This is a genomic window from Georgenia sp. EYE_87, assembly GCF_023148685.1.
GTDB lineage: Bacteria > Actinomycetota > Actinomycetes > Actinomycetales > Actinomycetaceae > Georgenia.
Map to the genome: position 1 here is coordinate 225,439 of NZ_JAHXNL010000004.1, position 11,968 is coordinate 237,406.

Consider the following 11,968-nt stretch of genomic DNA (forward strand, 5'->3'; position numbering starts at 1 on the left):
CGCCGCCGCGACCTTCCCGCTCGCGTGCCCGCCGCACATGGGCGAGGAGGACATCGCCGCCTTCGTGGCGACCCACCTCGGGCCCGAGCACTTCGCCGCCTACCTCGCCGACGATCAGCGCTACCGCGTGCTGGTGGCGGAGGGGCCGGCCGGTCCGGTGGGGTACACCCTCCTCGTGCTGCCCCTGACCGCGCAGGAGCCCCCGTACGCCGACGACGTCGCCGCGCTCGTGGCGACCCGGCCGGCCGCCGAGCTCAGCAAGTGCTACGTCCTGCCGGAGTTCCAGGGCTCCGGCGTGGCCGGCGCCCTGCTCGACGGGACGACGGCGCAGGCGGCCGCCCACCTGGTCGAGGACGTTCCGGTCGCGACGGTCTGGCTCGGCACCAACCGGGCCAACCGTCGCGCGCAGCGCCGGTACGCGCGCCACGGTTTCGTCACGCTGGGGACCCGCCGCTTCCGGGTGGGGGAGAGCCTCGAGGAGGACGTCGTGATGGCGGTCCCGCTCGCCGACGTGCCGCAGACCACACCGCCGCCCGTCCCCGCGGGTTAGCCGCGCCGGCGGACGCTGTGGCAGACTGGGACGGCCCTGCGTCCCGAACCAGCGCCGTCAGACCTGCCACAGGGGGTCCACGGCCCGCGGACGAGGGCGACCCGATGACGAAACGCGGCAAGCGCCGCCCGACATCGCGCGTGACCTGTGGCACGAGCGGGAAGAGATCACCATGCAGACCCTGGACATCGTCGACGGCGCCTCGCTGCGCGACGACATCCCCGCCTTCCGCGCCGGCGACACCCTCAAGGTGAACGTCAAGGTCGTCGAGGGCACCCGCTCCCGCATCCAGGTCTTCCAGGGTGTGGTGATCGCCCGCTCCGGCCACGGCGTGCGCGAGACGTTCAAGATCCGCAAGGTCAGCTTCGGCGTCGGCGTCGAGCGCACGTTCCCCGTGCACTCCCCGTCGATCGACTCGGTCGAGGTCGTCACCCGCGGTGACGTCCGCCGCGCGAAGCTGTACTACCTGCGCAACCTGCGCGGCAAGGCCGCGAAGATCAAGGAGAAGCGCGAGACCACCGCGCGCTGACGTCCTTCACGGTGCCCGGCACACCTCGCGGTGTGCCGGGCACCTGCACGTCCCGGCCTTGTAAGGTCGACCCAGGTCCCTCTGGGCCGGCAGCGTCCTGGCTGAGCAGGGCCAGAGGGGAGCGGATCGCTTGACCACCGACAGCACCGACGGCGGCGCCCACCGAGGCGACGGCGCCCCGGGTGAGTCCGGGGCCATGCCGCCGAGCTACCCGCCTCGGGCGGCCCCGCAGCGGGGTCGTGGGCGCCGGCCCGCGCCGGTGGGCGACGCTGGGACGGCGCGCCGCGGCGGGTGGTTCCGCGAGACGCTCACGGTGCTGGTCTCGGCGCTGGTGCTCTCGGTGCTGATCAAGACGTTCCTCGCGCAGGCGTTCTACATCCCGTCCGGCTCGATGGAGGACACGCTCGAGCTCGGCGACCGCGTCATGGTCAACAAGCTCGCCCCGGGGCCCTTCGAACTCGACCGCGGCGACGTCGTCGTCTTCGTCGACCCGAACGACTGGCTGGGCGAGCTCCCGCCGGACACGCGCCCGGCTTGGCAGCGCACCGCCACCGAGCTGCTCACCTGGATCGGGCTGCTGCCGCAGGACGCCGGCCACCACCTCATCAAGCGCATCGTCGGGGTCGGCGGCGACACCGTGGAGTGCTGCGACGCCGAGGGCCGGATCATGGTCAACGGCGAGCCGGTGGACGAGCCCTACCTCAAGGACGGCACGGCCCCGAGCGAGACCGACTTCGCCGTCACGGTGCCGGAGGACCACGTCTGGCTCATGGGCGACAACCGCTCCAACTCCGCCGACTCACGGGCCCACCTCGGGGACCCGGGCGGCGGAGCCGTGCCCGTGAAGAACATCGTGGGGCGCGCATTCGTGCTGCTGTGGCCTGCGGACCGCATCACGTTGCTGGACAATCCTGAGGAGACCTTCGCCGACGTCCCGGAGAAGGCGCCGTGACCGCCGCCAACACCCGCCGCCCCAAGCGGCTCAAACCCACCCGCGTCCTCGAGAGAGAGCTCCTCGCCGGGCTCGGCGACGGCGCGTTCGTCGCCGGGATGGACGAGGTCGGCCGCGGTGCGCTCGCCGGGCCGGTGAGCGTCGGGGTCGCCGTCGTCAGCGCCACCACGTCGCGCCGCATGCCCCCCGGGCTCGCCGACTCCAAGCTGCTCACCCCGCAGGCCCGCGAGGACCTCGTCGCCCCCGTGCGAGCCTGGTGCACCGCCTCGGCCGTGGCGCACGCCTCGGCGGCTGAGATCGACGAGCTCGGCATCATCGCCGCCCTCCGGCTCGCCGGGCGCCGGGCGCTCGCCGAGCTCGCCGGCGCCGGCGTGGTCCCGGGGATCGTCATCCTCGACGGCGTCCACGACTGGCTGGCCGAGCCCGCTCAGCTCGAGCTGTTCGCCCCGCAGCCGCCGGCCGTGCTCGTGCCCGGCACGGGGGAGGAGCTGCGCACGCCGCCCGTCCGCACCCAGGTCAAGGGAGACGCCCGGTGCGCCGTCGTCTCCGCCGCGAGCGTGCTGGCCAAGGTCGCCCGCGACGCGTTGATGGTCGGCCTGCACGAGGCGCACCCGCGGTACCACTGGGCCGGCAACAAGGGCTACAGCTCCCCGGAGCACGTGGCCGCGCTGAGCGAGCACGGGCCCTGTGAGCTGCACCGCCGCTCGTGGCGGCTGCCCGGCGTCGGAGGTCCGGACGTCGTTCACGGTGGCGGCGCCCCGCTCGCCGTGGCCCCCGGGGCGGCCGACGGCTGGAGCCCGGACGAGGCGGGAGACGGCTGGGGTGCGAGCCTCGACGAGGACGCCGACGGCTGGGGCACGACCGCCGACGACGCGGCGGCGGCTGGCGCGGGCGTGCTCGTGGGCGGGGCATGATGGTGCCGTGAGCGCCGAGGACCTGGAGAACTACGAGACCGAGCTCGAGCTGGACCTGTACCGGGAGTACCGCGACGTCGTGGGCCTGTTCAGCTACGTCGTGGAGACGGAGCGGCGGTTCTACCTCGCGAACAACGTCGACGTGCAGGTGCGCTCCGCGGGCGGCGAGGTCTTCTTCGAGCTCACCCTCAGCGACGCCTGGGTGTGGGACGTCTACCGCTCGGCCCGGTTCGTGAAGTCCGTGCGCGTGGTGACCTTCAAGGACGTCAACATCGAGGAGCTCGCCAAGCGGGAGCTCGAGCTGCCCTAGCGGCTCCAGCTCACGCCGCCGGGCCCCAGCCGCACCGCGGGCCCAACCGCACCGCGGGCCCAACCGCAGCTCGGCGCCCTTCCTCCACAGCCCGGGCGACCGCCGCGCCGTCCACAGCGGCCCGGCCGCCCTGCCCGCCGCCCCCGGCTCCCGCGGGACGGTTCGTGCGGAGGTGGTCGCGGTGCGGGCGAAGGACGCGGTGGGCCGGTACGGCGAGCGGGTCGCTGCCCGGTACCTGAGCGAGCACGGCATGGAGGTCCTCGAGCGGAACTGGCGGTGCCCGCACGGGGAGATCGACCTGGTCGCGCACGACCCGAAGCCCGACGAGCTCGTCTTCGTCGAGGTCAAGACGCGCCGCGGCACGGGCTACGGACACCCCGCCGAGGCGGTCACGCCGGTGAAGCTCGCCCGCCTGCGCCGGCTCGCCGGCGTCTGGCTCGGCAGCCACGGCGCGCGGGCGCACGGCATCCGGATCGACGTCGTCGCGATCCTCCTGCGGCCCGCCGACCTTCCCCTCGTCGAGCACCTGCGGGCGGTGGGCTGAGTGGGGCTCGGACGGACCTGGGCCGTCTCCCTCCTTGGCCTGACCGGGCACCTGGTGGAGGTCGAGGCGCACATGAGCGCCGGCCTGCCGGCGTTCACCCTCGTCGGCCTGCCGGACACGGCGGTGAACGAGGCCCGCGAGCGCGTCCGGTCCGCGGTCACCAGCTCGGGGGTGACGTGGCCCGCCCGCCGGACGACGGTGAACCTGTCGCCCGCCTCGCTGCCCAAGTCCGGCACCGGGCTGGATCTCGCCCTCGCCGTCGCCGTCCTCGTCGCCGCCGGGCTGCCCGGGCGCGAGGCGGCCGCCCGCACCGTGCACCTCGGCGAGCTCGGGCTCGACGGGCGGCTGCACCCGGTGCGTGGGGTGCTCCCCGCGGTGGCCGCCGCCGTCGCGGCGGGCCGGTCGGAGTTCGTCGTCCCGACGGCCAACGCCGCGGAGGCCGCGCTCGTCCCGGGCGCCCGGGTGCGGGCGGTGGGCCACCTCGCCGAGCTCGTCCTCGCCTACGGGGGCGACGCCGCCGTGCCCGACGGGGTGACCGCGGTCCCCGCGGCGCCCGTGCCGGCGGGGACGGCGACGGACGCCGCCCGGGCCGCGGACCTGGCCGACGTGCGCGGGCAGGACGACGCCCGGTTCGCGCTCGAGGTCGCGGCGGCGGGCGGGCACCACCTGTTCCTGCTCGGCGCGCCCGGTGCCGGCAAGACGATGCTGGCGGCCCGGCTGCCGGGCCTGCTCCCGGACCTCGGCGAGGCCGACGCCGTGGAGGTCACCGCGGTGCACTCCGTCGCCGGCACCCTGGACCCCGCCGCCGGCCTGGTCCGCCGTCCGCCCTTCGAGGACCCGCACCACACCGCGACCCCGGCCGCCGTGATCGGCGGCGGCAGCGGCTTCCCCCGGCCCGGCGCCGCCACCCGCGCGCACCGCGGCGTCCTGCTGCTGGACGAGGCGCCGGAGTTCTCCCCGCGCGTCCTGCAGACGCTGCGGCAGCCGCTCGAGCAGGGCGAGCTGGTGCTCCAGCGCGCCGCCGGCTCCGCCCGCTACCCCGCCCGGTTCCAGCTGGTCCTGGCCGCGAACCCGTGCCCGTGCGGCAAGGCCGTGGGCAAGGGGCTGTCCTGCACGTGCACCGCCCTCGAGCGCCGGCGCTACCTCGGACGGTTGTCGGGGCCCCTGCTGGACCGGATCGACATCCAGGTGGACGTGGCCCCCGTGACCCGGGCGTCGCTGTCGCTCGCGGCCGACCCGGAGCCGACGGCGGTGGTCGCGGAGCGGGTGGCGCTGGCTCGCGCCCGGCAGGCTGGCCGGCTGCGGGGGACGCCGTGGCGGACGAACGCCGAGGTCCCGGGCTCGTGGCTCCGGGGCGGCGACGGCGGTCTGCCCGCCGACGTGCGCGTGGCCCTGGAACGGGCGATGGACAGGGGCGCCCTCAGCATGCGCGGGATGGACCGCGTGCTGCGGCTCGCGTGGACCCTCGCCGACCTGGCCGACCGGGAGCGTCCCACCACCACCGACGTCGGCGCCGCGCTGGCGCTGCGCACCCGAGGAGGAACGGATGCCTGACCTGCCCTTCGACGCGACCGACCCCACGCTGGCGGCCGCCGCCTGGAGCAGGATCGCCGAGCCGCCGGACGCTGCCGCCGGCGCCCTGGTCGAGAGCCTCGGCGCGGTGGAGGCGCTCGGCTGGCTGACCTCCGTGGCCGCCGGTCGCACGGACGCCGGCGGCGAGGTGTGGGGGCGGGCGGTCGCCGGCTGGGCGCCGCGGCTGGAGAACCTCGACATCCGGCGCGAGCTCGACACCCTCCACCGGCTGGGCGGCCACCTCCTCCTCCCTGGTGAGCCCGGCTGGCCCGCCTCCCTGGACGACCTCGGCGCCGAGCGGCCCCTCGCACTGTGGGTGCGGGGTGCGGCCGTCACCGGCGCCCGTGCGGTGGCCGTCGTCGGGGCCCGGGCGGCCACCACCTACGGCCAGACCGTGGCCGCGGAGCTCGGGGCGGGCCTGGCGGAGGCCGGCGCGACGGTCGTCTCGGGCGGCGCCTACGGCATCGACGCCGCCGCCCATCGCGGCGCCCTCACCGTTGACGGCTCGACCACGGCGGTGCTCGCCGGCGGGGTCGACCGGCTCTACCCGGCCGGCAACACCACCCTCCTCAAGGCGGTCGCCGCCTCGGGAGCCGTCGTCTCGGAGGTGCCGCCGGGGTCGGTGCCGTCCCGCAACCGGTTCCTCGCCAGGAACCGGCTGATCGCGGCACTCGGCGCGGCCACCGTGGTGGTCGAGGCGGCCTGGCGCTCCGGCGCGCTGAGCACGGCCGCCCGCGCCGCGGACCTCTCGCGCCCGGTGGGGGCGGTGCCAGGGCCGGTGACGTCCATGGCCTCGGCCGGGTGCCACCGGCTGATGCGCGAGCAGGGCGCCGTGTGCGTCACCGACGCGGCGGAGGTGCTCGAGCTCGCCGGCGCGGCGGGGGAGCACCTCACCGCCGACCGGCCGGCCCCGCCGGGACTCCTCGACGGTCTGGACCCCGTGGCGCGCCGGGTGCTCGACGCGCTCCCGGCGCGCGGCTCCGCACCCGTGGCGAACGTCGCGCGGGCCGCCGGGCTACCGCCGGCGGAGGTCCGCGCGGCGCTGGGCCACCTCGAGCTCGAGGGCCGCGCGCGGCGCACCGGCTCCGCGTGGGCACGACCACGGTGAGGGCGCGTACTTTTGGGCTCGTGGAGGCGACGGGGACGGTGCTCGAGGGGTTCGGCAGACACCTGAGCCTGCAGCGCAACCTCAGCGCACACACCGTCCGCGCCTACCTCGGCGACGTCACCTCCCTCCTCGAGCACCTCCACGAGCGAGGGACCGACCTGGCCGACCTGGACCTCACCGCCCTGCGGTCGTGGCTCGTCGGGCAGCAGCGGCGCGGCATGTCCCGCGCGACGCTCGCCCGCCGGGTCGCGGCGGTCCGGACGTTCTGCACCTGGGCCACCCGGGCCGGTCATCTGCGCTCCGACGTCGGGGCCCGGCTGCGCAGCCCGCGGCCGGACCGGCACCTGCCGGCGATCCTGGGTGTCGAGGACGCCGCGGGGCTGCTGCGTACGGCCGAGGAGCTGGCCGGCGACGACGACCCGGTGCGGCTGCGGGACTGGGCCGCCCTCGAGCTGCTCTACGCCACCGGGGTACGGGTCAGCGAGCTCGTCGGTACCGACGTCACGGACGTCGACCTCGCCGAGCGCACCGTGCGGGTGACCGGCAAGGGCGACAAGGAGCGTGTGGTGCCCTTCGGTGTTCCCGCGGGGCGCGCCGTCGCCGCCTGGCTGGACCGCGGACGGCCCCGTCTCACCGGGCGGGCCAGCGGCAAGGCCCTCTTCCTCGGTGCGCGGGGCGCGCGCCTCGACCCGCGCACGGTGCGCGGCGTGCTGCACCGGCTCACCGCGGCGGCCGGCGTGCACGACCTCGCCCCCCACGGCCTGCGGCACAGCGCGGCCACGCACCTGCTCGCCGGCGGCTCGGACCTGCGCACCGTCCAGGAGGTGCTGGGGCACAGCTCGCTCGCGACGACGCAGCGCTACACCCACGTGACCCCGGAGCGGCTGCGCGCCGCCTACACCCAGGCGCACCCGCGCGCCTGAACCACCGCGGCGTCATCCGTCGGCTTCCCCCGGGTCCGGGAGCAGCCGGATGACGACGTCCGCCCCGAGCAGCCGCAACGGGTCCACGTAGGTCTCGGGGCCGGTGCGGGCGCCCAGGTGCAGGCACGCGCCCGGCGGGAGGACGAGGCAGTGCAGGCCGTCGAGGTGGCCGATGGTCTCCCCGGCCGCGACTTGCTGGCCCGCCCGAACTAACGGGCGTACCGGCTCGTACGTCGTGCGGATCCCGTCCGGGTGCTCGATCGAGACCACGGGCCGGTCCACCACGGTGCCTGCGAAGACCACCACGCCGTCCGCGGCCGCCCCCACCGCAGACCCGACCTCGGACTCGAGGTCGACGCCGCGGTGCCCGGGTGCCCAGGGCGCGGACGGTTCGTCGAAGGGGCGGAGCACGTCGGTCGGTCCGCCGGTGGGCCACACGTAGGACGTGGCGCCGGGGGAGCGTGCCGGGCGGGGCGCCGGCCTGCCCGCCGGGGCGGACCTCTCGCGCGCCGGCCTCGCGGTAGCAGGGCCCGCGGTGGCAGGGCTCGCGAGGGCGGGGCCCGCGGTGGCCGCGGCCACCGCGTCCGGTCCGACCGCGGCGGGAGCCGCCTCGCCCGGACCTGCGCCGGAGGTCGCGGTCGCCCCGGCGGGCGCGCCGGCGTCGACGCTGGGCCGGACCACCCCGGCGGGCGGCTGCGCCGAGGCGGCCGCCGCCGTCGCCAGGCCGAGCGCTGCGAGAAGGGGGAGCAGGAGCACGCGTCGCCGGGACCTCCGGCGGCGCGAGGGCGTCGCCGGGAGCGGGCGGTGCGTCGTCGGAAGGGTGTCTCGGTCCGGTGCGGCAGCCATGGCGGCAGGCTTCCGCCACGGCCGCCCTCGGCGTGCGGCACCGGAGCGCGCCTGTGGACCGTCTGGCCGCGAGCCGGGCCTGTGGACGGGAGCGGCGTGACCGCCGCCGCAGGGACGGACGTGCGGAAACCGGCCGGTCATCGGCTAGCATGGACCCCGCAACCGGCACCTGTCGGTTGACATCGCGTGCCCGCACGTCGTCGCACCAGCCCGCCGCCAGGCGAGCCTCGGTCGACGAGGCGAGAGGAGCAGCGGTCCCGTTCGCGGGTCGCTCACTCGTCGCGGGCACCAGGGCTCCGCGACCACCCGGCCGCGGGCGACAACCGGAAAACGGGCCACGGCGCCGGCGGAAGCCGACGGACCGGGCCCACTTCGTGTGCGGGCCCCTCGCGGCCGGCACCAGGAAAGGACGTGGCATGGCCGTCGTCACCATGCGCCAGCTCCTCGAGAGCGGCGTGCACTTCGGGCACCAGACCCGCCGTTGGAACCCGAAGATGAAGCGCTTCATCTTCACCGAGCGCAACGGCATCTACATCATCGACCTCCAGCAGTCGCTGAAGGACATCGACCGCGCCTACGAGTTCGTCAAGGAGACCGTCGCCCACGGCGGCAACATCCTCTTCGTCGGCACGAAGAAGCAGGCCCAGGAGGCCATCGCCGAGCAGGCGCAGCGCGTGGGCATGCCCTACGTCAACCAGCGCTGGCTGGGCGGCATGCTGACCAACTTCGGCACCGTGCACAAGCGCCTGCAGCGCCTCAAGGAGCTCGAGCAGGTCGACTTCGACGACGTCGCCTCCTCCTCCTTCACCAAGAAGGAGCTGCTCATGCAGCGCCGCGAGAAGGAGAAGCTCGAGCGCACGCTCGGCGGTATCCGCGACATGGCCAAGATCCCTTCTGCCGTGTGGATCGTCGACACCAAGAAGGAGCACCTGGCCGTCGCCGAGGCCCGCAAGCTCAACATCCCGGTCGTCGCCATCCTCGACACCAACTGCGACCCCGACGAGGTCGACTACCGCATCCCGGGCAACGACGACGCCATCCGCGCCGTCTCCCTGCTGACGCGCGTGATCGCCGACGCCGCGGCCGAGGGCCTCGTCACCCGCCACGGCGGGGGCACCGCCGAGGCCGGCGCCGCCGAGGAGCCGCTGGCCGAGTGGGAGCGCGAGCTGCTCGAGTCGCACGAGGCGGAGCAGAGCACCCAGGCCTCCGTCGTCGCCGCCGACGCCCCGGACGCGGCCGTCGAGGCCGCGGAGCAGACCGCCGGCGCGACGCACGACGCCGAGCAGGTCGTCGAGGCGGCCGAGGCGGCCGAGGAGAGCGCCCCGGTGACCGACGCGGCCGGCCCGGACACCACGCAGGTGGCGGACAACTCCGCCGCCGCGCAGGACGCCCAGGCCGCCGAGTCCGAGCAGGCCTGACACACCACCGCTGATCTGGAGAGGATCGTCCATGGCGAACTACACCGCCGCTGACATCAAGGTTCTGCGCGAGAAGACCGGCGCGGGCATGCTCGACGTCAAGAAGGCCCTCGACGAGGCCGACGGCGACCAGGAGAAGGCGCTGGAGATCATCCGCGTCAAGGGTCTGAAGGGCGTGGCCAAGCGCGAGGGCCGCACCGTGGCCGAGGGCCTGGTCGCCGCCGAGGTCGTCACCGACGGCGCCGGCGAGACCGGCGTCATCGTCGAGGTCAACTCGGAGACGGACTTCGTCGCCAAGAACCAGACCTTCATCGACTTCGCGAACAGCGTCCTCGAGGCGGCGGTGTCCTCCGGCGCCGCCGACGTCGACTCGCTGCTGGCCGCGCAGCTCGACGGCGCCACGGTCGCGGACAAGGTGGACGGCATCGCCGCCACCATCGGCGAGAAGATCGTCGTGCGCCGCGTCGCCCGCGTCAGCGGCGACAAGGTCGCGCTGTACCTGCACCGCACCGCCAAGGACCTCCCGCCGTCGGTGGGTGTCCTGGTCGCCTCGGACGAGGCGGGCTCCGCCGTCGCCCGCGACGTCGCGATGCACATCGCGGCGTACTCCCCGACGTACCTCAGCCGCGACGAGGTCCCGGCCGACGTCGTCGAGAGCGAGCGTCGCATCGCCGAGGAGACCGCCCGCAACGAGGGCAAGCCCGAGGCCGCGCTGACGAAGATCGTCGAGGGCCGCATGAACGGGTACTTCAAGGAGAACGTGCTGCTCGACCAGGCGTTCGCCAAGGACCCGAAGAAGACGGTCGGCAAGGTCGTCGAGGAGGTCGGGGGCACGCTCACCGGCTTCGTCCGCTTCCGCGTCGGCAGCTGACGCACCACCCGGTGGCCCCGGTCCGTGAATCGGACCGGGGCCACCGTGCAACCCGGGCGCGTCCGGCGAGCGGCGCGCGCACCACCGCCAGTACCGTCACCCGCAGGAGGCTGACACATGACCGATGACGCGACCACGCACCAGCGACGGGTGCTCCTGAAGCTCTCCGGCGAGGTGTTCGGCGGGGGCAGCGTCGGCCTCGACCCCGTAGTCGTGGCGGACGTCGCGCGTCAGATCGCGGCCGCCGTGGCCGACGGCGTCCAGGTCGCCGTCGTCGTCGGCGGCGGGAACTTCTTCCGCGGCGCCGAGCTCTCCCAGAGCGGGATCGACCGCTCGCGCGCGGACTACATGGGCATGCTGGGCACCGTCATGAACGCCCTCGCCCTGCAGGACTTCCTCGAGCAGGCCGGCGTGCGCACGCGCGTGCAGACGGCCATCACGATGGGGCAGGTGGCCGAGCCGTACATCCCCCTGCGCGCCATCCGGCACATGGAGAAGGGGCGCGTCGTCGTCTTCGGCGCTGGCGCCGGGATGCCCTTCTTCTCGACCGACACGGTCGCCGCCCAGCGGGCGCTGGAGACCCACTGCGACGAGGTCCTCGTCGGCAAGAACGGGGTCGACGGCGTCTACACCGCGGACCCGCGCACCGACCCGTCCGCCACCAGGCTGGACCACCTGACCTACGACGACGCCATCCGGCAGGGCCTGCGGGTGGTCGACGCCGCCGCCTTCAGCCTCTGCATGGAGAACGACCTGACGATGCGCGTCTTCGGCATGGGCGAGCCCGGCAACGTCACCCGCGCCCTGCGTGGTGAGAAGATCGGAACGCTCGTGACCGCCAACCCCCACAACACCAAGGAGTGACGCCGTGATCGACGACGCCCTGCTCGAGGCCGAGGAGAAGATGGACAAGGCTGTGGAGGTGGCCCGCGAGGAGCTCAGCCACATCCGCAGCGGCCGGGCCAACGCCGGCATGTTCAACAGCATCCAGGTGGACTACTACGGTGCCCCGACGCCGCTGCAGCAGCTCGGGTCCCTGACGATCCCCGAGGCCCGCACGGTCCTCATCTCCCCGTACGACCGCTCCGCCTCGAGCGCGATCATCAAGGCGCTGCGCGAGTCCGACCTCGGCGTGAACCCCAGCGACGACGGCAACGTCATCCGCGTGGTGCTGCCGGCCCTGACGGAGGAGCGCCGCCGCGACTACGTCAAGCTCGCCAAGACCAAGGGCGAGGACGCGCGCATCTCCATCCGCGCGATCCGCCGCAAGGCCAAGGAGGAGCTCGACCGGATCAAGAAGGACGGCGAGGCGGGCGAGGACGAGGTCGACCGCGCCGAGAAGGAGCTCGAGGCTCTGACCAAGAAGCACGTCGAGGTCGTCGACCACGTGCTCGAGGGCAAGGAGCGCGAGCTCCTCGAGGTCTGAGCCAC

The 11,968-nt window shown here is 74.9% G+C and carries 14 protein-coding genes; 13 read left to right on the plus strand and 1 reads right to left on the minus strand.

The genetic code is table 11. From position 1 onward, the window contains the following. The first annotated feature begins 37 nt into the window (after positions 1-37). The 9 genes from KZX45_RS08985 (at position 38) to KZX45_RS09025 (ending at position 7,402) form a co-directional block, all read left to right on the plus strand. The gene (locus tag KZX45_RS08985; protein ID WP_248257421.1) at positions 38-550 is read left to right on the plus strand and encodes a GNAT family N-acetyltransferase; all 513 of its coding nucleotides are present in this window, start codon (positions 38-40) and stop codon (positions 548-550) included. Between the two features lie 172 nt (positions 551-722). Beyond that, positions 723-1,079 carry a 50S ribosomal protein L19 gene (gene rplS / locus KZX45_RS08990; protein ID WP_248257381.1) on the plus strand — a complete coding sequence of 119 codons (357 nt, stop codon included), beginning with the start codon at positions 723-725 and terminating at the stop codon, positions 1,077-1,079. 130 nt (positions 1,080-1,209) lie between these two features. Then, a complete protein-coding gene (lepB, locus tag KZX45_RS08995; protein ID WP_248257382.1) occupies positions 1,210-2,031 on the plus strand; it encodes a signal peptidase I in 822 nt (273 codons plus the stop codon). Then, positions 2,028-2,945, plus strand: coding sequence for a ribonuclease HII (locus KZX45_RS09000; protein ID WP_248257383.1), 918 nt, complete (start codon positions 2,028-2,030; stop codon positions 2,943-2,945). Before lepB ends, KZX45_RS09000 begins: the two co-directional genes overlap by 4 nt. Positions 2,946-2,952: 7 nt before the next feature. After that, on the plus strand, positions 2,953-3,255 hold the full coding sequence (locus KZX45_RS09005; RefSeq protein ID WP_248257384.1) for a DUF2469 domain-containing protein: 303 nt from the start codon (positions 2,953-2,955) through the stop codon (positions 3,253-3,255). A 181-nt stretch (positions 3,256-3,436) separates the two neighbouring features. Continuing rightward, entirely contained in the window at positions 3,437-3,799 is a 363-nt protein-coding gene (locus KZX45_RS09010; protein ID WP_248257385.1) for a YraN family protein, read from the plus strand. After that, complete coding sequence (locus KZX45_RS09015) at positions 3,800-5,353, plus strand: YifB family Mg chelatase-like AAA ATPase (RefSeq protein WP_248257386.1); 1,554 nt, start codon at positions 3,800-3,802, stop codon at positions 5,351-5,353. After that, positions 5,346-6,479, plus strand: a complete 1,134-nt coding sequence (dprA, locus tag KZX45_RS09020; protein ID WP_248257387.1) for a DNA-processing protein DprA — start codon at positions 5,346-5,348, stop codon at positions 6,477-6,479. The genes KZX45_RS09015 and dprA overlap by 8 nt, the downstream gene beginning before the upstream one ends. A gap of 20 nt (positions 6,480-6,499) precedes the next feature. Beyond that, the gene (locus KZX45_RS09025; RefSeq protein ID WP_248257388.1) at positions 6,500-7,402 is read left to right on the plus strand and encodes a tyrosine recombinase XerC; all 903 of its coding nucleotides are present in this window, start codon (positions 6,500-6,502) and stop codon (positions 7,400-7,402) included. Between the two features lie 12 nt (positions 7,403-7,414). Here KZX45_RS09025 and KZX45_RS09030 read toward each other — a convergent pair whose 3' ends face one another. After that, on the minus strand, positions 7,415-8,158 hold the full coding sequence (locus KZX45_RS09030) for a M23 family metallopeptidase (RefSeq protein WP_248257389.1): 744 nt from the start codon (positions 8,156-8,158) through the stop codon (positions 7,415-7,417). Positions 8,159-8,664: 506 nt separating this feature from the next. Here KZX45_RS09030 and rpsB point away from each other — a divergent pair. From rpsB to frr, 4 genes are all read left to right on the plus strand, one after another. Further along, positions 8,665-9,666 carry a 30S ribosomal protein S2 gene (gene rpsB, locus KZX45_RS09035; RefSeq protein ID WP_248257390.1) on the plus strand — a complete coding sequence of 334 codons (1,002 nt, stop codon included), beginning with the start codon at positions 8,665-8,667 and terminating at the stop codon, positions 9,664-9,666. A 31-nt stretch (positions 9,667-9,697) separates the two neighbouring features. After that, entirely contained in the window at positions 9,698-10,537 is an 840-nt protein-coding gene (tsf, locus tag KZX45_RS09040; RefSeq protein ID WP_248257391.1) for a translation elongation factor Ts, read from the plus strand. Positions 10,538-10,654: 117 nt separating this feature from the next. Continuing rightward, positions 10,655-11,401 (plus strand): UMP kinase, encoded by a 747-nt coding sequence (gene pyrH / locus KZX45_RS09045; protein ID WP_248257392.1) that lies wholly within the window; start codon positions 10,655-10,657, stop codon positions 11,399-11,401. Positions 11,402-11,405: 4 nt separating this feature from the next. After that, positions 11,406-11,963, plus strand: coding sequence for a ribosome recycling factor (frr, locus tag KZX45_RS09050; protein ID WP_248257393.1), 558 nt, complete (start codon positions 11,406-11,408; stop codon positions 11,961-11,963). Positions 11,964-11,968: the final 5 nt, after the last annotated feature.

Bases quoted from the DNA above. Each gene is read 5' to 3' on its own strand.
- KZX45_RS08985 (WP_248257421.1), top strand. From the start codon at position 38: ATGGGCGAGGAGGACATCGCCGCCTTCGTGGCGACCCACCTCGGGCCC.
- rplS (WP_248257381.1), top strand. From the start codon at position 723: ATGCAGACCCTGGACATCGTCGACGGCGCCTCGCTGCGCGACGACATC.
- dprA (WP_248257387.1), top strand. From the start codon at position 5,346: ATGCCTGACCTGCCCTTCGACGCGACCGACCCCACGCTGGCGGCCGCC.
- rpsB (WP_248257390.1), top strand. From the start codon at position 8,665: ATGGCCGTCGTCACCATGCGCCAGCTCCTCGAGAGCGGCGTGCACTTC.
- tsf (WP_248257391.1), top strand. From the start codon at position 9,698: ATGGCGAACTACACCGCCGCTGACATCAAGGTTCTGCGCGAGAAGACC.
- pyrH (WP_248257392.1), top strand. From the start codon at position 10,655: ATGACCGATGACGCGACCACGCACCAGCGACGGGTGCTCCTGAAGCTC.